The organism is Tropicimonas sp. IMCC34011, assembly GCF_003390865.1.
Taxonomy (GTDB): domain Bacteria; phylum Pseudomonadota; class Alphaproteobacteria; order Rhodobacterales; family Rhodobacteraceae; genus Tropicimonas_B.
Genome location: NZ_QMEJ01000005.1, coordinates 216,104 through 240,136 on the forward strand (window position 1 = coordinate 216,104; position 24,033 = coordinate 240,136).

General features: G+C 66.4%; 26 protein-coding genes. 19 read left to right on the forward strand and 7 right to left on the reverse strand.

From position 1 onward, the window contains the following. Nucleotides 1-72 precede the first annotated feature (72 nt). The 8 genes from DQG15_RS15315 (at nt 73) to DQG15_RS15345 (ending at nt 6,630) form a co-directional block, all read left to right on the forward strand. Entirely contained in the window at nt 73-1,605 is a 1,533-nt protein-coding gene (locus DQG15_RS15315; RefSeq protein ID WP_116086721.1) for an acyl-CoA carboxylase subunit beta, read from the forward strand. Between the two features lie 92 nt (nt 1,606-1,697). Further along, complete coding sequence (locus tag DQG15_RS15320) at nt 1,698-2,225, forward strand: DUF6497 family protein (protein WP_157969022.1); 528 nt, start codon at nt 1,698-1,700, stop codon at nt 2,223-2,225. A gap of 191 nt (nt 2,226-2,416) precedes the next feature. Then, nucleotides 2,417-2,545, forward strand: a complete 129-nt coding sequence (locus DQG15_RS18755; RefSeq protein ID WP_255415161.1) for a hypothetical protein — start codon at nt 2,417-2,419, stop codon at nt 2,543-2,545. Nucleotides 2,546-2,617: 72 nt separating this feature from the next. After that, nucleotides 2,618-3,037: a hypothetical protein gene (locus DQG15_RS15325; RefSeq protein ID WP_116086725.1), complete on the forward strand. Its 420-nt coding sequence runs from the start codon at nt 2,618-2,620 to the stop codon at nt 3,035-3,037. 244 nt (nt 3,038-3,281) lie between these two features. Further along, complete coding sequence (locus tag DQG15_RS15330; protein ID WP_116086727.1) at nt 3,282-3,482, forward strand: hypothetical protein; 201 nt, start codon at nt 3,282-3,284, stop codon at nt 3,480-3,482. 114 nt (nt 3,483-3,596) lie between these two features. Then, nucleotides 3,597-5,597 (forward strand): acetyl/propionyl/methylcrotonyl-CoA carboxylase subunit alpha, encoded by a 2,001-nt coding sequence (locus tag DQG15_RS15335; RefSeq protein WP_116086729.1) that lies wholly within the window; start codon nt 3,597-3,599, stop codon nt 5,595-5,597. Next, the gene (locus DQG15_RS15340; RefSeq protein WP_116086731.1) at nt 5,594-5,956 is read left to right on the forward strand and encodes a hypothetical protein; all 363 of its coding nucleotides are present in this window, start codon (nt 5,594-5,596) and stop codon (nt 5,954-5,956) included. Before DQG15_RS15335 ends, DQG15_RS15340 begins: the two co-directional genes overlap by 4 nt. Further along, on the forward strand, nt 5,953-6,630 hold the full coding sequence (locus tag DQG15_RS15345; RefSeq protein ID WP_116086733.1) for a hypothetical protein: 678 nt from the start codon (nt 5,953-5,955) through the stop codon (nt 6,628-6,630). The genes DQG15_RS15340 and DQG15_RS15345 overlap by 4 nt, the downstream gene beginning before the upstream one ends. Nucleotides 6,631-6,739: 109 nt before the next feature. Here the strand turns inward: DQG15_RS15345 and DQG15_RS15350 are convergent, their stop codons facing one another. Beyond that, complete coding sequence (locus tag DQG15_RS15350) at nt 6,740-7,276, reverse strand: DUF4174 domain-containing protein (protein ID WP_116086735.1); 537 nt, start codon at nt 7,274-7,276, stop codon at nt 6,740-6,742. Nucleotides 7,277-7,338: 62 nt separating this feature from the next. Between DQG15_RS15350 and scpA the strand changes: the two genes are divergently transcribed. From scpA to DQG15_RS15370, 4 genes are all read left to right on the forward strand, one after another. Continuing rightward, nucleotides 7,339-9,504, forward strand: coding sequence for a methylmalonyl-CoA mutase (gene scpA / locus DQG15_RS15355; RefSeq protein WP_116087242.1), 2,166 nt, complete (start codon nt 7,339-7,341; stop codon nt 9,502-9,504). 287 nt (nt 9,505-9,791) lie between these two features. Then, on the forward strand, nt 9,792-10,469 hold the full coding sequence (locus tag DQG15_RS15360) for a molecular chaperone DjiA (protein ID WP_116086737.1): 678 nt from the start codon (nt 9,792-9,794) through the stop codon (nt 10,467-10,469). A 38-nt stretch (nt 10,470-10,507) separates the two neighbouring features. Next, on the forward strand, nt 10,508-10,918 hold the full coding sequence (locus DQG15_RS15365; protein ID WP_116086739.1) for a hypothetical protein: 411 nt from the start codon (nt 10,508-10,510) through the stop codon (nt 10,916-10,918). Beyond that, the gene (locus DQG15_RS15370) at nt 10,915-11,997 is read left to right on the forward strand and encodes a zinc transporter ZntB (RefSeq protein WP_232830883.1); all 1,083 of its coding nucleotides are present in this window, start codon (nt 10,915-10,917) and stop codon (nt 11,995-11,997) included. The genes DQG15_RS15365 and DQG15_RS15370 overlap by 4 nt, the downstream gene beginning before the upstream one ends. Before the next feature lie 144 nt (nt 11,998-12,141). Here the strand turns inward: DQG15_RS15370 and DQG15_RS15375 are convergent, their stop codons facing one another. Genes DQG15_RS15375 through fabA form a run of 3 tightly spaced genes read right to left on the reverse strand, consistent with a single transcriptional unit; the run spans nt 12,142 to nt 14,699 of the window. Then, nucleotides 12,142-12,930 carry an enoyl-ACP reductase gene (locus DQG15_RS15375; RefSeq protein WP_116086741.1) on the reverse strand — a complete coding sequence of 263 codons (789 nt, stop codon included), beginning with the start codon at nt 12,928-12,930 and terminating at the stop codon, nt 12,142-12,144. Nucleotides 12,931-12,934: 4 nt separating this feature from the next. After that, complete coding sequence (fabB, locus tag DQG15_RS15380; RefSeq protein ID WP_116086743.1) at nt 12,935-14,164, reverse strand: beta-ketoacyl-ACP synthase I; 1,230 nt, start codon at nt 14,162-14,164, stop codon at nt 12,935-12,937. A 16-nt stretch (nt 14,165-14,180) separates the two neighbouring features. Beyond that, on the reverse strand, nt 14,181-14,699 hold the full coding sequence (fabA, locus tag DQG15_RS15385; protein ID WP_116086745.1) for a bifunctional 3-hydroxydecanoyl-ACP dehydratase/trans-2-decenoyl-ACP isomerase: 519 nt from the start codon (nt 14,697-14,699) through the stop codon (nt 14,181-14,183). A gap of 154 nt (nt 14,700-14,853) precedes the next feature. On the opposite strand from fabA, the gene irrA reads away from it, so the two are divergent. Next, nucleotides 14,854-15,291, forward strand: a complete 438-nt coding sequence (gene irrA, locus DQG15_RS15390; RefSeq protein WP_116086748.1) for an iron response transcriptional regulator IrrA — start codon at nt 14,854-14,856, stop codon at nt 15,289-15,291. Between the two features lie 150 nt (nt 15,292-15,441). Here the strand turns inward: irrA and DQG15_RS15395 are convergent, their stop codons facing one another. From DQG15_RS15395 to DQG15_RS15405, 3 genes are all read right to left on the reverse strand, one after another. Continuing rightward, entirely contained in the window at nt 15,442-16,773 is a 1,332-nt protein-coding gene (locus DQG15_RS15395; protein ID WP_232830884.1) for an AI-2E family transporter, read from the reverse strand. Between the two features lie 106 nt (nt 16,774-16,879). Then, entirely contained in the window at nt 16,880-17,743 is an 864-nt protein-coding gene (locus tag DQG15_RS15400) for a hypothetical protein (RefSeq protein WP_116086750.1), read from the reverse strand. Nucleotides 17,744-18,015: 272 nt separating this feature from the next. Next, entirely contained in the window at nt 18,016-18,708 is a 693-nt protein-coding gene (locus tag DQG15_RS15405) for a metal-binding protein ZinT (protein WP_116086752.1), read from the reverse strand. Between the two features lie 224 nt (nt 18,709-18,932). Here DQG15_RS15405 and miaB point away from each other — a divergent pair, with 224 nt between their 5' ends. From miaB to DQG15_RS15435, 6 genes are all read left to right on the forward strand, one after another. Next, nucleotides 18,933-20,249 (forward strand): tRNA (N6-isopentenyl adenosine(37)-C2)-methylthiotransferase MiaB, encoded by a 1,317-nt coding sequence (gene miaB / locus DQG15_RS15410; RefSeq protein WP_116086754.1) that lies wholly within the window; start codon nt 18,933-18,935, stop codon nt 20,247-20,249. Between the two features lie 179 nt (nt 20,250-20,428). Further along, the gene (locus DQG15_RS15415) at nt 20,429-20,983 is read left to right on the forward strand and encodes an OmpA family protein (protein WP_232830885.1); all 555 of its coding nucleotides are present in this window, start codon (nt 20,429-20,431) and stop codon (nt 20,981-20,983) included. 11 nt (nt 20,984-20,994) lie between these two features. Further along, nucleotides 20,995-21,291 carry a hypothetical protein gene (locus tag DQG15_RS15420; protein ID WP_116086756.1) on the forward strand — a complete coding sequence of 99 codons (297 nt, stop codon included), beginning with the start codon at nt 20,995-20,997 and terminating at the stop codon, nt 21,289-21,291. Nucleotides 21,292-21,512: 221 nt separating this feature from the next. Then, the gene (locus DQG15_RS15425) at nt 21,513-22,484 is read left to right on the forward strand and encodes a PhoH family protein (RefSeq protein WP_116086758.1); all 972 of its coding nucleotides are present in this window, start codon (nt 21,513-21,515) and stop codon (nt 22,482-22,484) included. 18 nt (nt 22,485-22,502) lie between these two features. Then, nucleotides 22,503-23,039: an rRNA maturation RNase YbeY gene (gene ybeY, locus DQG15_RS15430; protein WP_116086760.1), complete on the forward strand. Its 537-nt coding sequence runs from the start codon at nt 22,503-22,505 to the stop codon at nt 23,037-23,039. Nucleotides 23,040-23,045: 6 nt separating this feature from the next. Beyond that, entirely contained in the window at nt 23,046-23,930 is an 885-nt protein-coding gene (locus DQG15_RS15435; RefSeq protein ID WP_116086763.1) for a hemolysin family protein, read from the forward strand. The last annotated feature ends 103 nt before the right edge of the window (nt 23,931-24,033 follow it).

The following is a 24,033-nucleotide window of genomic DNA, read 5'->3' on the forward strand; positions in this document are numbered from 1 at the left end:
ACTTGCCATGCGGGTCGCCAGCCATTTGGATGGACGGCGCCGAATGGGCGCGCGGGGGAGGACACAAGGCGCATGAAGGAGATCACCCAGGAGCTGGAGGCGCGGCGTGCAGATGCGAGGAAGGGCGGCGGCGAGAAGCGCATCGCGGCCCAGCATGCCAAGGGCAAGCTGACCGCGCGGGAACGGCTCGACCTCTTGCTGGACGACGGCTCCTTCGAGGAGTTCGACATGTTCGTCCGCCACCGCTGCACCGATTTCGGCATGGAGCAGCAGCGTCCGGACGGGGACGGCGTCATTACCGGATGGGGCACGATCAACGGCCGGATGGTCTGCGTCTTCAGTCAGGATTTCACCGTTTTCGGCGGATCCCTGAGCGAGACCCACGCCCAGAAGATCTGCAAGATCATGGACATGGCCGTGCGCGTCGGAGCCCCCATCATCGGGCTGAACGATTCGGGCGGCGCGCGCATTCAGGAGGGGGTCGCCTCCCTGTCGGGCTATGCCGAGGTGTTCCGGCGCAATATCGAGGCATCGGGCGTCGTGCCGCAGATCTCCGTCATCATGGGCCCCTGCGCGGGCGGGGCGGTCTATTCGCCGGCGATGACGGATTTCATCTTCATGGTGGAGGGCACGAGCTACATGTTCGTGACCGGCCCCGACGTGGTGAAGACGGTCACGAACGAAGTCGTGACGGCCGAAGAGCTGGGCGGCGCGTCCACCCATACGCGGCGCTCCTCGGTCGCGGACGCGGCCTACGCGGGGGACGTGGAGACATTGGCTGAAGTGCGGCGGCTGGTGGATTTCCTGCCGCTGTCAAACCGCTCCGAGGCCCCGGTCCGCCCGTTCTTCGACGACCCCGAGCGGATCGACGAAAGCCTCGACACTCTTGTTCCGCCCAGTCCGACCATGCCCTACGACATGAAGGAGCTGATCCTGAAGATCGCCGACGAGGGCGATTTCGACGAGATGCAGGCCGAGTTCGCAAAGAACATCATCACCGGCTTCATCCGCATCGAGGGGCGAACGGTCGGGGTGGTCGGCAACCAGCCGATGGTGCTCGCCGGATGCCTCGACATCGATTCCAGCCGCAAGGCCGCGCGCTTCGTGCGGTTCTGCGACTGCTTCGGCATCCCGATCCTGACGCTGGTGGACGTTCCGGGGTTCCTGCCGGGGACGGGGCAGGAGTTCGGGGGGGTCATAAAGCACGGCGCCAAGCTGCTCTTCGCCTACGGCGAGGCGACGGTGCCCAAGGTGACCGTGATCACCCGCAAGGCCTATGGCGGCGCGTATGACGTGATGAGCTCCAAGCATCTGCGCGGCGACGTCAACTACGCATGGCCAACGGCCCGGATCGCCGTGATGGGCGCGAAAGGGGCGGCGGAAATTCTCTATCGCTCGGAGCTGCGAGATCCGGAGAAAATCGCCGAGCGGACGGCGGATTACGAGGAGCGTTTCGCCAATCCGTTCATCGCGGCGGAACGCGGCTTTATCGACGACGTGATCCAGCCGCATGCGACGCGGAGGCGCGTGGCGCGGGCCCTTGCCGCCCTGAGGGGCAAAAACGCCGAGCTGCCGTGGAAAAAGCACGACAACATCCCGCTATGAGGCGTCTTCAGGCATCATCGGTTTTACTTTCGAGGAGTGTTTGCGCTGTCATTGCCGGGACTTGCATAAAACATTTGCGGAAAATGGATAACATGCGTCATCATCCCGCCATGATCCGGGACCGAATCGGTTCCGGACCGCGGAACACCACTGGCCAAGGAGGCGCCGACCCGAATGTCGGCGAGCGCCAGCTACCGGGCCTCAGAGCCCGGTCAATCCGCGCCGGTGTTGGGAGGCGCCGGCGCGGATTGCGTTTCATCTCCCTTTCATTCTCGATTTTTCTGGCATCGGCCGCTGTCGCGGACCCTCTCCCCTCGGGGCAGGAGGTCATTGCGCTCGACCGCTTCGTCGAACGCCAAGCGAACGGCGAAACATGGCTCATCGTTCGCTATCTTGCCCCCAGGATCGCGGCGAAAGGCGGCGATCTCGATTACATGGCGGTGGAGGCCGATCTCGATGCGCTCTGCGCCGAGGAGCTTTCAGGCGTCGACGCGCGGAAAGCTGAAGATATCACCGTGATCCTGCTGGATCGCCCCGTCGAACGCGGTGCTTCGGACCCTGACGCGACAATGTTCATCAGTGCGTATCGGGTGGAGCAGGGGGCCTGCGTCTGGCAATGAATGCGCGATATCCTGCGCCTTGATGGTGCAGCCAAGTCACAGGACACGGGCCGAATGCACGCTACCTATTTCCCGACGGAAATTCACGCTATCGTCAGCGGTGGACGCCCCAGGGCGACCGCAACACCCAAGTGGAACTCGATCACGCCAGCGTGCGTTCGAGGTTCCGATACAGCTTACAGGAGACAGGGATGTCCACGAGCATTAAAGTCATTTTCGCCCTCGGCCTCGTTGCCTTCGCTGCGGCATGCGCCCAGGAAGAAGAAGTGGTCTTCGTCGAAGAGCCCATCGTCGCTGAGCCGGTCTACAGCAAGTACTGAGCCGACGCAGTGGCGGGCTGATCAGCGGCCCGCCACACGCTCCCCGCTCCTCCAGCCGGTCGAGGGTGCGGCATGATCAAGCATCGCGGATTCCCGAGCCGCCTGACCGGCACCGATTTCACATTCACGATCCGGCGCGCGAACAAGGCGGGTCCCACCCCCCTTATCGAGCGCAAGCGCTTCGCCGATCGCCGTCCGGCCGATCGCGCGGCTGATGCCGCGTTCATGGCGGCGCTTTGGGACCAGTTCGGGGACGAGCCGTTCGAGCGTGGCAACCTCGATGGCGGGCGGCTGTCGTGGCTTCTCGGCCGCGAGGTCGTGCCGGCGTCCGAACCGTTCAATCCGAAGGATTACAGCCAGCTTCTCAGGATCGACGTCGCCGCCGCCCACGCCGCGTTTCCCAATTCCGTGCCGTCGGAGGCCGGAGAATGGGGAGAAGACGAGGAGGCGGCCGAGGACGGCGCCGAGGAGGACGACGAGGATTGGGCGTGATCCGGCGCATGGCCTCACCCGGGCGGCGGGAGCCGGCCGCGCGTGGCGCCGTGCAGGATCGGCGCTTTCCCGATGCGTCCCGGCGCCCCTTCAGGGCGTCGCCCCGCGGCGAGAGGACATGCGCCCCGGGGATTCTTTTCGGCGGCATCGCGCCGAATTGGAACCTTTCCCGCACCCGAGAGTTGCTGCGGCGTACTGCGCAGAGCACTGTTCTATCGAGCAGCAACAAAACAGGAAGATTTTCATGCAAGCCCTCATCAAGCCCGTTCTCGCCCTCTCCGTCGTTGCCGGTCTCGCCGCGTGCGACACCGATCTCGAGCGGGGCGTCACCGGCGCGACCATCGGCGGCGTGGCTGCGTCTGCCACCAACAACAACGTTGCGGCCGGTGCGGCTGCCGGTGCCCTCGCAGGCGTCTATTGCGACGACGCGGGCATCTGCCGCTGATCGGTTTCGGGCGGCCCCGCGCCGCCTGATCCAGACCAAGGAACGCCACCTCGGCCGCGCCGCCGGGGTGGCGTTTTTTCGTTGTATCGGCGCGTCCCTGTGGGAGGAGCGCCGATGTTCGGCAAGATCCTGATCGCCAACCGCGGTGAGATCGCCTGCCGCGTCATTGCCACCGCGCGGAAGATGGGGATCAGGACGGTCGCCATCTATTCCGATGCCGACGCGGTCGCGCTCCACGTTCGCATGGCGGACGAGGCCATCCGCATCGGTCCGGCGCCGGCGGACCAGTCCTACATCTCCATACCACGGGTCATGGAGGCGGTCCGCGCGAGCGGCGCCGAGGCGGTCCACCCCGGCTATGGCTTCCTGTCGGAGAACAAGGCCTTCGCCGAGGCGCTGGAGGCCGAGGGAGTCGCCTTCATCGGCCCCGGTGCCCACGCCATCGAAGCGATGGGGGACAAGATCGCCTCGAAGAAGATCGCCACGGAGGCCGGTGTCTCCACTGTTCCGGGGTATATGGGGCTGATCGCGGACGAGGACGAAGCCGCCAGGATCTCGGGCGAGATCGGCTATCCGGTGATGATAAAGGCCAGCGCCGGCGGCGGCGGCAAGGGCATGCGGGTCGCCTGGACCGAGGCGGAGGCGCGTGAAGGGTTCGGCTCCTCCCGGTCCGAAGCGCGCTCCAGCTTCGGCGATGACCGCATCTTCATCGAGAAGTTCGTCACCAGCCCGCGCCATATCGAGATCCAGGTTCTCGCGGACGGGCAGGGGAACTGCATCCACCTCGGGGAGCGCGAATGCTCCATCCAGCGCCGGAACCAGAAGGTGATCGAGGAGGCCCCGTCACCCCTCCTCGATGCGGCGACGCGCGCCGCGATGGGGGCCGAGGCCGTTTCGCTGGCGCAGGCCGTGGGGTACCGCAGTGCGGGGACGGTCGAGTTCATCGTGGATGCCGACCGGAACTTTTACTTTCTCGAGATGAACACCCGTCTTCAGGTCGAGCATCCCGTGACGGAGCTGGTCACCGGGATCGATCTTGTCGAGGAGATGATCCGGATCGCCGCCGGCGAGCCCCTGCGACTGCGGCAGGAGGATGTGAAGACGTCTGGATGGGCCATCGAGAGCCGGCTCTACGCCGAGGATCCCTATCGCAACTTCCTGCCGTCCATCGGCCGCCTGACCCGCTACCGCCCGCCCCGCGAGTTCGCGCGCGAGGACAAGGCGGTGCGGAACGATACCGGCGTCTTCGAGGGCGGCGAAATCTCGATGTTCTACGATCCGATGATCGCCAAGCTCTGCACCTGGGGGCCGGACCGGCAGGCTGCGCTCGAGGCGATGCGCGAGGCGCTGGATGCGTTCGAGGTGGAGGGGATCGGGCACAACCTTCCCTTCCTCAGCGCGGTGATGGACCATCCCCGCTTCGCAGCCGGGGAGCTGACGACGGCCTTCATTGCCGAGGAATACCCCGAGGGGTTCAGCGGCGCCGAACTGCCGGAGGGCACGCTGCGCCGTATCGCCGCCTCCGCCGCCGCGATGTTCCGCGTCGCCGAGATCCGGCGCGCTCGGATCTCGGGGCGAATGGACAATCACGAGCGGCGTGTCGGCGCGTCCTGGGTCGTTGCCCTTGCCGGCCGGAGTTTCGCCGTGGAGGTGGAGCCGCGGGAGGGCGGGGCAAAGGTGCGCTTCGCCGATGGCGCGGTTCATGACGTCGTGAGCGACTGGACGCCGGGGCAGACGCTCGCGCGCATCGAGGCGGATGGCGACGCCGTGACGCTGAACGTCCGGACGTGCGCGACGGGATTCCGCATCCGGCACCGCGGCGCGGATCTCGACGTGAAGGTCTGGACTCCGCGACAGGCCGAGCTGGCCGCCCTGATGCCGGAGCGCGTGGCGCCGGATACCTCCCGGCTGCTGCTCTGTCCGATGCCGGGGCTCGTCGTTGCACTTCACGTCGAGGAGGGCCAGGAGGTCGAGGAGGGGCAACCGCTCTGCACCGTCGAGGCTATGAAGATGGAGAACATCCTGCGGGCCGAGCGGAAGGCACGCGTCGCCGCCGTAAAGGTGTCCAGTGGGGACAGCCTCGCCGTGGACGAGATCATCATGGAGTTCGAATGAACCGCCTGGCGTCCTGGGCCACCCACGCACTTGCCTTCGCTGCCGGGCTCGCCGTGGCGTGGGCCGTCAATGCCGCGCTGGCCGGGGTGGTGCTCTCGGGCGGCCGCTTGGCGCCCTTCATCGGAACGCTGGTCGTGCCGGCGTTTGCGGGCCTCGCGGGCTATGCCGGAGTGTGGATGATCCTTGCCGGACGGCTTCTCAAGGGGCGGTTCTGGGTCGGGGCGTTCGCGCTCGTCGTGCTGATCTGGGGGGCGGCGCTCTACGGCATGCTGGCCGGATACGTCACCTTCCAGGAAGGCGCGGGGGCTGCACTTGTCCTGCTCTTCGTGGCCGGCGGCATCCCGATGACGCGCAGATGACCTGGACGGCGATCGATCCCCGGATCTGGCAGGCGGTGATTGCCGGGGCCTTCCTCGCCATCGGCTGGTTGGTCAACGGGTGGCAGAACCGCAAGGCGGACGAGCGGCGGTATCTCGAAGGGATCGCGCGGGACCGGGAGCAGCGCGCCGAGCGCATCCGCGACATCCACCGCGCCCTCTTCGCGGAGATCAGCGCCCACGTTCACAACCTCGGATCGGAGGCGCTTCTGGACGGGTACGAGGCGCAGATGGCAGAACGCTTCGCGGCGGAGCCGTCTCACGTTCCGCTCATTCCGACCGAGCAGGATGACATGATCTTCCGGGCCGTGACGGGGGAAATCCACATCCTAACGCGCACCTCGATCGACGCCGTGGTGCTGTTCTATCGCCAGCTCCGCGCCATCGCGACACTAGCGCGGGACATGCGCTCGACCGCCTTCGCAAACGCCGAGACGTCCTCGAAGCTGGTCATGTACGGCGATTATATCGAGATGAAGAAGCAGGCCCTGCGCTACGGGCTGATCGCGCTGCGGCTGATCGAGGTCTATGCCGAAGACGGGCCGGAGGCGGCACGACTGGACGAGCGGGCGATCCGCGATGGCCTGGTGCCGCCGCGTCCGCGCCGTGCGGTCAATACCCCGGGCGCGGTCCGGTCCGACCGGTCGTCGGAATAGGCGTGTGGGTCTCGCGGTCCATCTCTGGTCCTTTCCCTCGGCGGAGCGACGGGCGCTCCCATGCCCCTGATATAGCGTTTCCCGGCTGATTTTGCAATTCCGGCGCCGCTCACGAGCCGCCGTTGCGCTGCTCCCTCAACTCGTTCTGCCGGAGGGGCATCTTGTCGATGGTGCGGCTGATCTCCCGCACGTCCCACGGGAACGGCTTGCGGAGCTCCACCCGTCCGTCCTTTCCCATGATCACCAGCGCGAAGCCGCGCGGGCGGAGCTGGGAGCGGACGCCGGACCGGGCACCCGGATCGGTATCGGTCACCACGATGACATCCCGCGAGATCAGCTCCTCCGGACGGGCGGAAAGAAGCTCCACCTGTTCGAGAAAGCGGGGATCGGCCGGGGTGTCCGCGAAGACGACGATGGGGCGCCGCGTCCAGAGATAATCGCTCAGATCGATATCGGCGGCATCGCGGATCTCCAGCGGAAGATCGGCATCCGGCGGCTCTGGCGCATCCTCGGGAAGCGGATCGGCACCGACGGCGAGCGCATCCTCACCCTCCGGTGCATCCGTCTGGGCGGACAGAACGCTCCCCCCGGTGAGGAAGAGAGCGCCAGCAAGGGCAAGTAAACGGATGGTCGCGTGGACATGCATGGGAGTTATATAGTCAATCGGGGGGCATAGGCGAAGACATGCCCGGACCCGAGGAGATCACGATGACGCATGAGACCGGCCCATCGACGCCGCCTTCCCTCAACGACTGGGCCGATCTTGTGCGCAAGGAGACGAAGGGACGGACCCCGGACGAGCTCGTCTGGCACACGCTGGAAGGGATTTCGGTGAAGCCGCTCTACACCGAAGCGGACCTCGAGGGGCTTGCGCATATCGGCTCCCTGCCGGGGTTCGCCCCCTATGCGCGGGGCGTGCGTGCGACGATGTATACCGGGAGGCCCTGGACGATCCGGCAATATGCGGGCTTCTCCACCGCCGAGGAGAGCAACGCCTTCTATCGCCGTGCGCTCGCCGCCGGGCAGCAGGGCGTCTCCGTCGCATTCGATCTTGCGACCCACCGCGGCTATGACAGCGACCATCCCCGCGTCGAGGGGGACGTGGGAAAAGCCGGCGTCGCCATCGACAGCGTGGAGGACATGAAGGTCCTCTTCGGCGGTATCCCCCTTCAGGACGTGTCCGTCTCCATGACCATGAACGGCGCGGTGATCCCGATCCTCGCTTCCTTCATCGTGGCGGGGGAGGAGCAGGGCGTCCCGCGCGGTGAGCTCTCCGGGACCATCCAGAACGATATCCTGAAGGAGTTCATGGTCCGCAATACGTACATCTATCCGCCCGAGCCCTCGATGCGGATCGTCGCGGACATCATCGAGTACACCGCGGCGGAGATGCCACGGTTCAACTCGATCTCGATCAGCGGCTACCACATGCAGGAGGCCGGGGCGAACCTCGTGCAGGAGCTCGCCTTCACCCTGGCGGACGGGCGGGAATACGTGCGCGCCGCCATCGCGCGGGGGATGGACGTCGACCGCTTCGCGCCGCGCCTGTCGTTCTTCTTCGCCATCGGCATGAACTTCTTCATGGAAGCGGCGAAGCTGCGGGCCGCGCGGCTCCTGTGGTCCCGCGTGATGGAGGAGTTCGCGCCGCAGGACCCGAAAAGTTCCATGCTGCGCACCCACTGCCAGACCTCCGGCGTCTCGCTGGCCGAGCAGGATCCGTACAACAACGTCATCCGCACGGCCTACGAGGCGATGAGCGCGGTTCTGGGCGGAACGCAATCGCTGCACACCAACGCCCTGGACGAAGCCATAGCCCTGCCGACCGACTTTTCCGCCCGGATCGCCCGCAACACCCAGCTTATCCTGCAGGAGGAGACGGGGGTCACAGGCGTCGTCGATCCGCTCGCCGGATCCTACTACGTCGAGCGGCTGACCGGGGACCTCGCCGAAGCCGCCTGGGCGTTGATGGAGGAGGTCGAGGAGATGGGCGGAATGACGAAGGCCGTTGCCTCCGGCATGCCCAAGCTCCGGATCGAGGAAACCGCCGCCCGCAGACAGGCGAACATCGACAGGGGGGAGGACGTGGTCGTCGGCGTCAATAAGTACCGCAAGGAGACCGAGGATCCGATCGACATCCTCGACATCGCCGGAGAGACGGTCCGCGCGGGCCAGATCGAGAAACTGGCGCGGATCCGGGCGGATCGGGACGAGGGAGCAACCGCGGCCGCGCTTTCGGAGGTGGAGCGCCGCGCCGGAGAGGGTGGCAACCTCCTCGAAGCCGCAGTGGAGGCAGCGCGGGCGCGTGCGACGGTGGGGGAGATCAGCATGGCCATGGAGAAGGTCTTCGGCCGCCACAGGGCGGAGGTGAAGACGCTCGCCGGCGTCTACGGCGCTGCCTACGACGGCGATGCGGAATTCGAGGCGATCCAGAGGGACGTCGAGGCCTTCGCCGAGGAAGAGGGGCGCCGGCCGCGGATGATGGTGGTGAAGATGGGGCAGGACGGCCATGACCGCGGCGCCAAGGTCATCGCGACGGCCTTCGCCGATATCGGCTTCGACGTGGATGTCGGGCCGCTCTTCCAGACGCCCCAGGAAGCCGCACGCGACGCTGTGGACAACGACGTCCATGTCGTCGGCATTTCCAGCCAGGCCGCCGGGCACAAGGCCCTCGCCCCGAAACTGGTGGAGGCCCTGCGCGCCGAGGATGCCGGCGATATCCTCGTGGTCTGCGGCGGCGTGATCCCGAGCCAGGATTACGAGTTCCTGAAAGGCGCCGGGGTCTCAGCGATCTTCGGCCCGGGCACGAACATTCCCGATGCCGCGCGCGGCATTCTCGAGTTGATCCGAAAGGCGCGCCGCGACCGCACGGCGTGATCGGCAGGGAGTGGCGGATGGAGGGCTCTACTCGGATCCGCTCTTTCAGGGGATCGCAGGGCCACGCTTGGGATACGCGGCAGGGGCTTGAGGGGAGGGCAGACCCGCCCGGTTGCGGACGGGACCCGACCACGACCGACGCGCGCAATCAGAGGTCACGTGAATCGGCCTTCGCGTGTCACGGGCCCGCCGAAGGAGAAAGGCGCAGCGAACGAGCGTACGTTGCGAGCGTGCTTCGGCGAACGAGCCCTCTGTGCGGCGTTGCAGCATTCCTGTAGGCTTCCGCCATGTCGATCTGGACCCGCATCACTTCCGCTCTCTCCGCGCTTCGCAATGGCGAGGGCCTTGGCGCTCTGCTCGACTTCGGCACGCCTCCGGAGCGTTCGGTCGGCTTCACCATCGCCGTGATCGCTCTCGGCGCCAAGATGGCGAAGGCGGACGGGTCCGTGAGCCGCAACGAGGTGGCGGCGTTTCGCAAGGTCTTCCAGATCCCCGAGGACGAGCTGTCGAACGCGGCCCGCGTCTTCAATCTCGCGCGCACCGACGTGGCGGGGTTCGAGGAATATGCCGGCAAGATCGCACGGATGTTTCCGACCGGCGATCCCGTGCTCGGTGACGTGATGGAAGGCCTGTTTCACGTGGCCGTGGCGGATGGCGCCTATCACCGGTCGGAAGCGAGGTTCCTCGAACGGGTGGCCGAGATCTTCGGCCTGCCGGGATCCCAGTTCGCCGCGATCCGGGCGCGTTTCGTCGGCGATGCCGCGCCAGATCCCTATGCGGTCCTCGGCGTCACGCCGGACATGCCGCTGGACCAGATCCGCAGCGCCTGGCGCACGCAGATCAAGGAAAGCCACCCCGATCGCATGATCGCCCGCGGTGTGCCGCAGGAGGCCGTGCGGATGGCGGAGGCGCGAATGGTTCACCTGAACGCCGCCTGGGACCAGATATCACGGGAGCGCGCATGATCTTTCCGAACGACCCTCGCCAGCTAGGTCTGAGTGCTATGAAACAGATTGCCGCCTACGCCCTCGCTCTCCTCCTCGCCACGCCCCTCCACGCGCAGGACGAGGATCCGCCCATCGCTCCTATGCCTGACGTCGAAAACGAGGGCGAGTCCCTCGGAGATACGGCCCGGGACCTCTTCGACGGCTTCCGGGAAGAGGTCGAGCCCGACCTGCGGGACCTCGCCGAGCAATTGGAGCCCTCCCTCCGCCGCTTCGCCCGGCAGATGGGGCCGATGCTCAGCGAGCTTCAGGACATGATCGGAGACGTGAGCAATTACGAGCTGCCGGAAAAACTGCCGAATGGCGATATAATCCTGCGCTACAAGGATCCCGGGGAGGATGGAGATGCTCCGGAGCCCGGCCCCGAGGACGAGGGGACGGCGGGGCCCGGGGAGACGATCGACCTGTGACGCTTCTGGACGCCCCTGAACCGGAGAGCGCGCCGGCCGCGTTGCCGCCCGACGAGAGTACGCCGGCGCTAATTGCCTATCACCTCGCCCGCAACGGGAAGGGCGAACCGCTCGGCCCCATAGCGCCGGGCGAGCCGCCCGAGGAGGGCGGCGGTTTCATCTGGATCCACATGTTCCGGGACAGCCCGGCCGGTCAGGGCTGGCTTCACGGTGCCAAACTCGTCCCGGTGGTCTTCAACGCCCTCACGGCGGACGAGACGCGCCCGCGCTGCACCGTCCACGATGGCGGAGTGATCCTCAACCTGCGCGGGGTTAACCTCAATCCCGGCGCCGAGCCGGAGGACATGGTCTCCATTCGTCTGTGGGTCCAGGGGACGCGCGTGGTCAGCGTGGTGCGCAATCCGCTCGCGGCGGTGCTGGACATCCGGGACGAGATTGCGCGGGGGCAGGGGCCGACCACACCGGGCGATCTCGTCGCCAGGCTGGCCCTGCGGCTTGCCGACCGGACAGAGCCGATCGTTGCCCATCTCAACGAGCGCATCGATACGCTCGAGGAGGAGATGCTGTTCGGCGGTACGGAGAACGTGTCGCGTCACGAGCTTGGCGATATCCGCGCCATGTCGATCCAGATGCGGCGGTACATGTTCCCTCAGCGGGACGCGCTCTCCACCTTCGAGATCGAGGACCTGACCTGGCTGACCAAGGCCGACAGAGTGCGCCTGCGAGAGGCGACGGAGCGCGTGACCCGTCTCGGCGAGGAGCTGGACGCGATCCGGGAACGGGCGCAGGTCGTACAGGATCAGCTGATGGATGCCCGCTCCGAGCAGATGAACCACCAGATGCTGGTCCTGTCCGTGGTGGCCGCGATCTTCCTGCCGCTCGGCTTCATTACCGGTCTGCTCGGGATCAATGTCGGCGGAATGCCGGGGGTGGAGTCGCCCGCCGCATTCTGGATCGTGTGCCTGCTCCTCGTCCTGATCTGCGCCGGACAGCTGATTCTGTTTCGCCAGATGGGGCTTCTGGGGCGGCGCAAGCGGAGGCGCGGGGCCGGGCCCGTTCAGATAGACGATCCGAGTTAACTCGTTCTCAAATAGTACCGCTTAGACTGAAACGAAATTTCGCAGAAATTTCGTACTAAAGCAGAGGTTTCGGCGCCGGCGCGCAGCGCCCTACGTCCATGTCCCCGGACGCGCAGGGCGCTGTGCGAATAGCCTCCGGCCCGATCAGATGTTCTCGGCCTGCGGCATGCCGAGGACATGGAAGCCCCCGTCGACGATGATAATCTCGCCCGTGGTGCAGGACCCATAATCGGACGCAAGGTAGACCGCCGTGCCCCCAATGGCGCCCAGCGTCGCATTTTCCCGCAGGGGCGCGTTCATCTCGGTCATCCGGAAGGTGCGCCGCGCGCCGCCGATGGCTGCGCCGGCCAGCGTCTTCATCGGACCGGGCGAAATCGCGTTCACCCTGATCTTCTCCGGCCCCAGATCGTTGGCCAGGTAGCGAACGGTACTTTCCAGCGCCGCCTTCGCCACACCCATCACGTTGTAATACGGGGTCACGCGATTGGAGCCCTGATAAGTCAGGGTCAGGATCGTGCCGCCTTCGGTCATCAGCGGGCGGGCCCGGCGCGCGACGTCGATCAAGGAATAGGTGGAGATGGTGAGGGAGTTGCGGAAGTTCTCCCGCGTGGTGTTGATGAAGCGGCCGGCGAGTTCCGACTTGTCGGAGAACGCGATGGCATGGACCAGGAAATCGAGCCTGCCCCAGCGTTTCTCGATCTGCTTGAAAGCGCCGTCCATCGCGGCATCGTCCATCACATCCGCGTCGATCAGGAAGTCGGAGCCGACACTTGCGGCGAGCGGCTCGACGCGGCGGCCGAAATTCTCGCCCTGATAGGTAAATGCCAGTTCGGCCCCCTCGGCGGCCACCGCCTTGGCGATGCCCCACGCGATGGAGCGATCGTTCGCGACGCCCATGATGAGACCGCGTTTGCCTGTAAGCAGGTCGGCCATGAGCCTACTCCTCGTAGCGGGACAGCAGCATCGATCCGTTCGTGCCGCCGAAGCCGAAGCTGTTTGTCATGACCGTGTCGAGCCCGGCCGCCTCACGCAGACTTGTCGCGATCTCGCCCTCGTGCAGGGCGGGATCGAGGGTCTCCACGTTGATCGAGGGGGCGATGTAGTCCCCTTTCATCATCAGGAGGCAATAGATCGCCTCCTGCGCGCCGGTGGCGCCCTGGCTGTGGCCCGTCATCGACTTGGTGGAGCTGATCGGCGGGGTGCTGCCCTCACCGAAGACGCGGCGCACCGCTTCCACTTCGCCGACATCGCCCACCGGCGTGGAGGTGCCGTGGGCGTTGATATAGCTGACCTTGCGTCCCTCGGGCAGGGTGCCGAGCGCGAGGCGCATGGCCCGCTCACCGCCTTCGCCGGAGGGGGCGACCATGTCGTGCCCGTCCGAGGTCGCGGCAAAGCCAGTCACTTCAGCGAGGATGTTGGCGCCGCGGGCCTTCGCCCGCTCCAGCTCCTCGAGGACGACCATGCCGCCGCCGCCTGCGATGACGAAACCGTCGCGGTCCCTGTCGAAGGCGCGGCTAGCCTTCTCCGGGCGGTCGTTGAACTTCGAGGACATCGCCCCCATCGCATCGAAGAGACAGGACAGCGTCCAGTCCAGCTCCTCTCCGCCACCGGCGAACATCACGTCCTGCTTGCCCATCTGGATCTGCTCCGCAGCCGCGCCGATGCAGTGCAGCGAGGTCGAGCAGGCCGAGGTGATGGAGTAGTTGATGCCCTTGATGCTGAAGGCGGTGGACAGGTTCGCGCTCACCGTGGAGGACATCCCGCGCGGCACCATGAGGGGCCCGATGCGCTTGGGGCTCCCTTTTTCGAGCACGATCTGGTGCGCCGCGAAAAGGTTGGAGGTGGAGGGCCCGCCGGACCCGGCGATGAGGCCGGTTCTGGGATCGGAGATTTCAGCTTCGGTCAGACCGGAATCGACGATCGCCTGCTGCATCGCGATATGAGCGTAGGCGGCGCCCGGTCCCATGAACCGCAGGGTGCGCTTGTCTATGTGCTCGGCGGGATCGATCTTCAGCGTGCCGGCGACCTGGCTGCGGAAGCCGTGCTCGGCCATCTCCTCGGAGCGTTCGACGCCCGAGCGGCCGGCCCTGAGGGCGGCATCCACTTCGGACGAATTGTTGCCGATGGGGGAGACGATCCCCAGTCCCGTGATGACGACGCGGCGCATGGCGCCTCCTTTCGGCTCAGCTGCTGACATTCGCGGCGGACAGGCCGACCTTCATGTCGCGGACTTCGCATACGGTCTCGCCGTCCGCTTCGACCCGGCCATCGGCCACGCCCATCTTCAGGCGCCGCTCGATCACGCGGGTGAAGGTGATGTGGTAGGTCACGAGCTTGCGATCGGGGCGGATCATGCCGGAGAGCTTCACCTCGCCGGCGCCGAGCGCGAAGCCCTGTCCGGTCCAGCCGCGCCACCCGAGATTGAACCCGGTCAGCTGCCAGAGTGCGTCCACCATGAGACAGCCCGGCATGACCGGGTTGCCCGGAAAGTGGCACGGGAAGAACCAGAGGTCGGGCGTGATGTCGAACTCGGCCGTGACGTGGCCCTTGCCGTTCTCGCCGCCATCGCCGCTGATATCCGTGATCCGGTCCATCATCAGCATCGGCGGTTCGGGAAGCTGGGCATTGCCCGGCCCGAACAGCTCACCGCGCGCACAGCGCAGAAGGTCATCCTTGTCGAAACTGGTCGGAAAATCCGCCATGTAGCCTGCCCCTGGGGTTGGTCCCGTGTCGGTTTCGCTTCCTACCATTGCGAAGAAGCACGGCGCAATAGCTCGGCCGGGCCTCGGCCCAATCAAGTGGGTGCTCCGGAATCCAATTGAAAACACGGGGAAAGATGCCATATAAAACGGTGCAATGACCAAACCCAGCGACACCCTTTCGGAAAAGGCCGTGGAGCGAGGCAGCAACTGGCTTTCTCGCGCGGGCCTTCGGCCCACCCGCCAGCGGGTCTCCTTGGCGTCTCTTCTCGTCGGCGACGGCGAAGATCGCCATGTCACGGCCGAAAGCCTGTTCGAGGCATCCCGCAGCGCCGGGGAGAAGGTCTCCCTCGCGACTGTGTACAACACGCTCAGGGCCTTCTGCGACGCGGGCTTGATGCAGGAGATCACGGTCGACGGGTCGAAGAGCTATTTCGACACGCGGATCGATGATCACCCCCATTTCTATTGGGACGATACCGCCGAGCTGTTCGATGCGCCGGCGGACGAGTTGGAGATCGTTCGGCTTCCGAAGGCTCCGGGTGGCGCGCGCATCTCGAAGGTGGATGTCGTGATCCGTCTCTCTCGGGACTGATCGCGAGATCGCCAGGTTCACCGCCTTGGGGCGCATCGGTTGAGGCGGCAGTCTTCCCTCCAACGAAGCATGCCCGGGCGTGGCGACAAACTGTACTCTCTCGATAATTAGTCTCTGCCATCGGCAAGCGAATGCGGGTCCCGGGGCGCCTCAGGTGGCGGACGCTTCCTTCTGGGCATTCGAAAGATCGGGCTCGACATGGGGCAGGGCGGGCGCGTCCGTTTCCGCCTCCTTCTGCGCCGCCGCATAGACCTTGTCCGCCGGAGGGGTCGTGGTCTGGTGGATCTTCGGCAACTCGTCATCCCGCCCGGACAGGAAGATTGCGATTCCCCGCATTCCGGCAACGTGATCGGCGAAGGCGCGAAGGGCGATGAGCGTCGGCACGGCCACGATCATGCCGACGACGGACCACGCCCATCCCCAGAAGGCGACGGAGATGAAGACCACGACGGGGTTCAGCTTGAGGCTCCGACCGACGGCATAGGGCGTCACGAACTGTCCCTCGAAGCTCGTCAGCAGGAAATAGACCGCGCCCGCAACCAGGGCCTGACCCACGGTGGGCAGCGCGACGATGCCGATCACGGTGGCGAGGGCCACGCCCGCGATGGCGCCGATATAGGGCACGAAGTTAAAGATGAACGCGACCGCTCCAAAGAGGATCGGGTTCGGCATGCCGAGGCCCCACATCGCGAGCGCGATGCTGACGCCCAGTCCGAAGTTGATGATCGAGATCGTGAAGAAGTAGCGGCTGAGCTTGCGCTCGATGTCGTAGGCGATGCGGATCGCGTTCTTCTTGTCGCGGAAGGTCGGAACGGCCTGCACGATCTTCTCGTAGAACAGATCGCCGACGCTCAGCAGGAAGAACAGCAGAACGAGGGTCAGGATCGCCTGCCCGAGGACATACGGTGCGACCATTGCGAGGCGTGCGAGCATCCCCGGCTCGTCGCTCACCACCACTTGCTGCGGCTGCGCGGTGGGGGCGCCGCCGGCGGTCGCGGCCGCAGCAGGGTCTGGCGCAGCCCCATCGCCGCCCGCGGAGCTGGCGAGATTGCTCATGCGCTCGTTCGCCTCGCTGACGGTGCGCATCGCCTCCGAGAACACGGAAAGTTTCTGTTCGACCTGGCTGAGGATGGTCGGCGCGTCGTCGATATAATCCCGGATCGGGGCCGAGAGGCCGACCACGGCCGCGACGAGGGTCACCAGAAGCGCAAGGACGATCCCGCCTGCGGTGATGCCGGCAGGCACGCCGAGGCGCGACATGCCGCGTCGAACGGGGCTGAACGTCAGGGCGAGCAGGAAGCCCATGATGACCGGCAGGAAGAAGGCCCGCGCTATGACTAGGGACGCACAGGCCGCGATAACGAAAATACCGATCAGGGCCACAGGCGCCACGCGGTTCCGCGTGCTCTCGTCCATCCGCCCTGCCTCCCGGCTTGAGCCGTCCTCCTGCGCCGATTCAGGGGCGGGGGATGGCGCGGTCATGTAATTCGTCTCGACATGAGCGCCAAATGAACTGGAGCCGCAAAGGTTCCGCAGGGACAGAAGGTTTGAGGGTGCCTCAATGCAGCGGGCCGCGCCCTCTAGCGGGTCAGACCCACTGGCCGGGCTCCATCAACCCAAGATCCATCAGTTCGCGCGACGTCCAGGCAAACGGGACGGAGTTATACCAAGTGAAGCTCTCGATATCGAAGGTCGATCCCGGGTTGAGCTTCAGCGCCTTCGCGGTTCGGAACGAGCAGACAGCAGCGGTCAGGTTATTGTGCCACGCGCAGGCATAGGTGTTCAGTTCTTCTTCCGAGAGGGTGAAGTCTGGTCTGAGCGTCCGGCCCCGCGCCGTGCGGAAGAGGCTGATCCGATCGATCCGGCGCCGTGCCTTCGGGACGTGTTCCTCGAACCGCCAGCGCAGTCCGCCGTAGAAATCGAGCTGCCGGTCCAGCGGGCCGTACTCGCCCTGCCGGGCAAGCGCGAAATACCCGGCCTTGTCCAGATGCGCCCGCTCGAGCGAGACGGCGTCGGGATGGGCGGCGAGGTCGTCCGAGTAGAGGTCGACGACATAGGTCAGCATCGCCTCCCGCCGTTCCTCGGCATGGAAGGTCAGCATCTCTCCGACCGTCCGCGTCTCGCAGAACGGATAGAGGAGGTACTCGGCGTTGTAGCAGTAGTGCAGCCATGTCCCCTCGGGAACCGCGGCCGAGATCCGGTTCACCGCATCGACGAGCGGCCAGTCGGCGGATGGGTCGAACGTCACGGGATGGATGCGCCCCTCGGCATCCGGCTCCACCTCGATTCCCTCCGGCGCGAGCGCGACGATTGTCCGGAAGCCGCTCTTGCAGAGGTGCTGCAGGGTGGAGGCGATTTCGACCCTGTCCTCCAGCAGCACGACCGCCACTGGCCCTGTCGCGGTGCGGGCGACGGGCGAAGCGAGGAAGCTCTCGAGGGAGGGGTGGGGCACGGGGGACTTGGGTCCTTCGGCTGTCTTGCGGGCGCCACCATAGGGCGGGGATGCACGGCCTATCAATGCCGTGCGGCGCGGAAAGGGGGACCGGGCGTGCCGCGTCCCGTCGCTGGGACGACGGGGAGGGACGGGGAAGGGCGAGGCGAAGGAGGTGGGTCGGCCGCGCGAATGTTGGCGGGCGTAGCGGCGATCTACGTCACCGCATGCGCTACCGGACCAGCACCGGGATCGTGGACGGCCCTCGGGGCCGCCCACTCCATGGCCCGGGATCAGTGGGCCAGCATTTCCTCGGCCACCTCGTCGCCGCTCATTTCCGCGGGATAGTAGGTCGGCCAGTTGGTGACTTCCTCGAGGAGCGTGGCCCGGTCGTCGCCCCAGTAGAGGTGGTAGTGCCCGGCATCTTCGGGCGCGATGGCATGGTCGCTGAATTGGATAAAGGCCGGAGCGTCCGCGTCGCCCTCGCTCTTTTCGAAGATGTAGCGGACGCCGCGATTGCCCTTCTCGTAGGTCAGCACTTCGTAGCCGTCGTCCTCGTAACGACCCTGAAGCGGCACGCCGTCGCTGTAGAAGGTGACCGTATTGCCGTCGATGGTGATGCGCTCGACGTCGGTCTCGTAGCCGATCTCGTAGTAGGCCTTGTACTCGTCCTCGGTCATGTCGCCATGGTCGGCCTTGTGGGCCATCACCGCGTCGAGCGTACCCTCCTGCAGCAGCGGGTAGACCGACTGCCAGTCGCCCTCCCAGTCCGCGAGGGAGCGGGCTTCGATCTGGTCGTCGTCGAAATAGCCGCTGTGGACGTCCTCATCGTGGGCGTGGTCATGATCGTGATCGTGCGCATGCTCCCCGGAGTGATCGTGGCCGGCGGCATCTTCGCTCGTCGTCTGGGCGAAGGCGGGGGCGGAGAAGGCGAGCGCGGATCCGGCGGCGAGGACGCCGAGATACTTGGCGAATGCGGTCTGCATGGGAAGCTCCTGTACTGGGGCTCTAAGATTCAATATTCGTTATGATAGTACATAACATGATGCGCTTACCTGAGAGACCAGACCTTGGCAACGTCCGGTGATCGTGCCCGCCGCCCGGCCATGCCGAAGCTCACAATCGTCGCGCCGGGCCCGGTCCCCGGGGCCGTTGCGATGCGGCGCCTGCCGCGGTATCGGTGCCGGGTTCCGCTCCGAGGTGATGTCCCATGACCGAACAGCCGAAGAAAAAGCTCTTCATCAAGACCTATGGCTGTCAGATGAATGTTTACGACAGCGAGCGCATGGCCGAGGCCATGGGCGGGTCGGGCTACGAGCGGACGGATACGGCCGAGGGGGCGGACATGATCCTGCTCAACACGTGCCACATCCGCGAGAAGGCGGCGGAGAAGGTCTATTCCGAGCTCGGGCGCCTGAAGCCCCTCAAGACGCTGAACCCCGACCTCAAGATCGGCGTCGCGGGCTGCGTGGCGCAGGCGGAGGGGGAGGAGATCCTCGCCCGGCAACCGATCGTCGACATGGTCGTCGGTCCGCAGAGCTATCACCGCCTGCCGGAGCTGGCCGCCGGCGGCCGCGCGGCGGTGCTGACGGAATTCGACGAGGACAAGTTCGCCCATCTTCCCGCCCGGCCGAGCCCGACGCGGGGTCCGGCCGCCTTTCTCACCGTGCAGGAGGGCTGCGACAAGTTCTGTGCCTTCTGCGTCGTGCCCTATACGCGCGGCGCCGAGGTGTCGCGGCCGGTCGCCCGCGTGATCGGAGAGGCCGAGGGGCTGGCGCGGCAGGGGGTGCGGGAAATCACGCTCCTCGGCCAGAACGTCAACGCCTACCACGGCGCGGACGGCGACGCGACGCGCGGTCTCGGCTGGCTGGTCCGACGCCTTGCGCAGATCGAGGGGATTGAGCGCATCCGCTACACGACGAGCCATCCGAACGACATGGAGGACGACCTGATCGCCGCCCATGGCGATTGCCCCGAGCTGATGCCGTACCTGCACCTGCCGGTGCAATCGGGCAGCGACCGGATGCTCAAGGCGATGAACCGCCGCCACACCGCCGAAAGCTACCTTGCCCTGATAGACCGGTTGCGCGCGGCCCGGCCGGACCTTGCCCTTTCGGGGGACTTCATCGTCGGCTTCCCCGGCGAGACGGATGCGGATTTCGAGGACACGATGAGCCTCGTGCGGGCCGTGCACTACGCGCAGGCCTATTCGTTCAAGTACTCCGCCCGCCCGGGCACGCCCGCCGCGGAGCGCGCTCCGGTGGCGCCCGATGTGGCCGATGCGCGGCTCCAGACCCTGCAGGCGCTCTTGGCGGAGCAGCAGGCGGAGGCGCAAGCCGCGATGGTGGGGCGTGAGACGCGCGTGCTCGTGGAGAAGGCGGGCCGCCTTCCGGGGCAGGTCGCCGGGAAGTCGGAGCATCTGCACGCGGTTCACTTCGAGGCGGACCTGCCGAAAGGCGAGATCGCGCGCGTGCGCATCGTCGAGGCCGGCGCGCATTCGCTCCGCGGCGAGGCGATCGGGATCTGAGCGTCCAGACGGGGCTACAATGCCCTCTCGCCCCCGCCAACTGTCGCCGAATAAACTGAAAAACCGGACTTTCGCAGACTTCACAGCGGCGCGAGACCGCTCTAGTGTCGAAGCCGATGCGCAGACCCTGGGGGGGCTGTCGCACCTCTTGTTCCAGAGGGTAGTAAAGGGCGACTGTTGTGAAGATTTCACCGAAGCGGGGCCTGAGGGGCCTCATCCCGGCGCTGGCCGCGTGTGCACTGGCGGTCGGCGCCGTGGCCACCTCGGCCACCGCGCAGGAGAAGTACGTTCCGACCATCTGGGTCGACCCGGACGGGTGCGAGCACTGGGTGATGGACGATGGCGCCGAAGGCTACATGAGTTCCCACCTCGACAGCCAGGGCCTGCCGATCTGCCGCATGGGCGCGATCTGCGGCGTGATGAATTCCGATACGCTCTTCGCCACGGACAGCGCGACGGTCCGGCCCGCTGCCCGCCAGAGCCTGATCAGCTTCTTCCGCTCCGCCGATGCACGCGCCTTCGCGATCACCGGTCATACCGACAGCCGGGCGAGCGATGCCTACAACATGAACCTGTCGCAGCGCCGCGCGAGTGCCGTGGCGCAGGTGGCGCAGCAAGCCGGCGTTCCGGTCCTGTCCGTCCGCGGCTACGGAGAGCGCCAGCCGCGCGCCACGAACGCCACCGCCGCCGGCATGGCGCAGAACCGCCGCGTCGAAGTGCAGTGCATCAAGTGAGGAATGCCACGATGAACACGATCAGGACCGTTGCGATCCTCGCCGCACTCGGCACGCTGTCCGCCTGCGCCATACCCGCCGACAAGGGCCGGGACCGCGGGATCGATTCGAAGGATCTCAGCCAGCTTCAGGCAGGGATCTGGATCGACCCCAACGGCTGTGACCACTGGATCATCGATGATGGCCTCGAAGGCTACATGGATGTCCGCCGCGACCGCTACGGCAAGCCGGTCTGTTCCGGCGCCGGCGCGCCCAACACCGTCGTCGGGCCCTTCAAGAGCGGCTCCCAGTTCCCCGACCCACGGTAGGGTCCGGCCCTGCAGGGGCCGTCCGGCAGGATCGCCCTGCAATATTTCGCCGCGGATCTCCGGGTCCGCGGCTTATTTTGTGCCGTTTTCGTGAAATCGCCGTCGGGCGGCTTGCATGGAGGGGCCGCGAGGATCAGCATGGGAGAAGGTAAAAAGGATTGCAGCACCGGAGCGCGCATTTGGGACTAAGCCCCCTCGTCACCCCTCCCTCGGACGACGTCATGGAGACCTCGCTGGAGTTCTCCGACAACCGGCTTCTCGTCGAACTGTGCGGGGAGTTCGACCGCAACCTTGCCCAGATCGAGAAAGGCCTCGGCATACAGATCACCCGGCGCGGCAACGTGCTCGGCCTGATCGGCCCGGCCGATGCGCGCGCGCGGGCGGAGGTGATCCTGCAGCAGCTCTACGAGCGGCTAGAGGCCGGGCGCCCGGTCGAAGCGGGCGACATCGACGGCGCCCTCCGCCTCGGCACCGATCCCGGGGAGCCGTCCGCCAGCCCGACCGATCAGCTCGAGATGTTCCAGGGCGGCCGGATCGAGATCAAGACCCGCAAGAAGATCGTCGAGCCTCGCACCGATGCGCAGAAGGCCTACGTGCGCGCGCTGATGGGCAACGAACTGGCCTTCGGCATCGGGCCGGCCGGGACCGGCAAGACCTATCTTGCCGTCGCCGTGGCGGTGAACCTCTTCATCGGCGGCCATGTCGACCGGATCATCCTCGCGCGGCCCGCCGTGGAGGCCGGGGAGCGGCTCGGCTTCCTGCCCGGCGACATGAAGGAGAAGGTCGACCCCTACATGCAGCCGCTCTACGACGCGCTGAACGACTTCTTCCCGGCCAAGCAGCTGCCCCGGCTGATGGAGGAGAAGCGCATCGAGATCGCGCCGCTCGCCTTCATGCGGGGCCGGACGCTGGCGAACGCGGCCGTCGTCCTCGACGAGGCGCAGAACGCCACGGCCATGCAGATGAAGATGTTCCTCACCCGTCTCGGCGAGGGCTCCCGGATGGCGATCACCGGGGACCGCTCCCAGGTGGACCTGCCGCGCGGTGTCGTGTCCGGCCTGTCCGAGGCGGAGCGGCTGCTGAAGAACGTGGAGGGCATCTCGTTCAACTACTTCACGTCGAAGGACGTGGTGCGGCACCCGCTCGTCGCGAAGATCATCGAGGCCTATGACAAGGATGCGCCGCCGGCCTGAGGGCTGGCGGCATCGCGCATGGGGGTCGATCTCGTAGTCGAGGCGGAAGACTGGTCCGCCCTGCCGCTGGATGAGCTGGCGGAGCGCGCCCTCGCGGGCGTCGCAGCGGAACTGGGCCTGCCCGGAGATGTCGAGATCTCCCTCCTGGCCTGCGCGGACGACCGGATCGCCGCGCTCAATGCCGAGTTCCGGGACAAGCCAAAAGCCACGAATGTGCTCTCCTGGCCCGCCGAGGACCTCGCGCCGGATGCGCCCGGAGAGGCCCCCTTGCCGCTCCCGCCGCCCGATTTTCCGGGCGAGCCGCCGTTTCTCGGGGATATCGCCCTGGCCTTCGAAACCTGCGCGGCGGAGGCGGATGCGGGCGGCAAGCCGCTTGGCTCCCACGTGATGCATCTACTTGTGCATGGCATCCTGCACTTGCTGGGGTATGACCATGAAACCGATTCGGATGCGGTCTTGATGGAATCCACGGAAGTCCGAATACTTGGACAACTGGGTGAGCCGGACCCATATGGATCGGAATCGGCCTCTCCCACGGGGCAGTATTTGGAATAGGGAAGGATGACGGACTCAACCGACGCATCGTCTCCGGCGGCGCAGAGCGCGCAGGACGACGAAGAGGACGACCAGAGGCGCGGCTTCTGGAACAAGCTGGGCGACTGGTTCGGACCCGGTGAGGATGAGGATGACGGGATGGGGGAGGCCAACGGCCGCTCCGCCGGTCGACTGGTGGCGCCGGGTCTGCCCGGCCTGTCGAACCTCAAGCGAATGCGCGTCGAGGACGTTGCGATACCGCGGGTGGAGATCACCTCCGTTCCACTCGACATCACCCGTGACGGGCTGGTCGAGGTGTTTCGCGAGAGTGGCAACAGTCGGCTGCCGGTCTACGAGAACACGCTCGATACGCCGGTGGGCCTCATCCACCTGAAGGATTTCGCGCTTCGCTACGGGTTCAACGGTCACGGCGAAGACGATTTCGACCTCCAGTCGCTGGTGCGCCCGCTGCTCTACGCGCCGCCTTCGATGCCGATCGGCGTCCTTTTGCAGAAGATGCAGACGGATCGGCGGCACATGGCGCTCGTGATCGATGAATATGGCGGCGTCGACGGTCTCGTGACGATCGAAGACGTGATCGAGCAGGTGATCGGCTCCATCGAGGATGAGCATGACGTCGAGGAGGCGGCGCTCTGGTCCGAGGAGAAGCCGGGGGTCTACCTCGCCTATGCGCGCACCCCGTTGTCGGACTTCGAGGCTGATGTGGGCCTGACCTTCGTCGATCCCGAGGAGGCCGAGGAGATCGATACGCTCGGTGGCCTGGCCTTCATGATGGCCGGCCGGGTGCCCGCGCGCGGCGAGGTCCTGCAGCATGACAGCGGCGCCGAACTCGAGGTCATCGACGCGGACCCTCGCCGCATCAAACGCCTGAGGGTCAGGCTGCCGGGCTGACCCGGATGGCCGATAATGCACTCAAGACGGCCGCCGGAGCGATCCGGCGGCCGTCTTCATTTCTGGATCAGGGAGGCGGCACGCCCGTACACCCCGGGGCTGA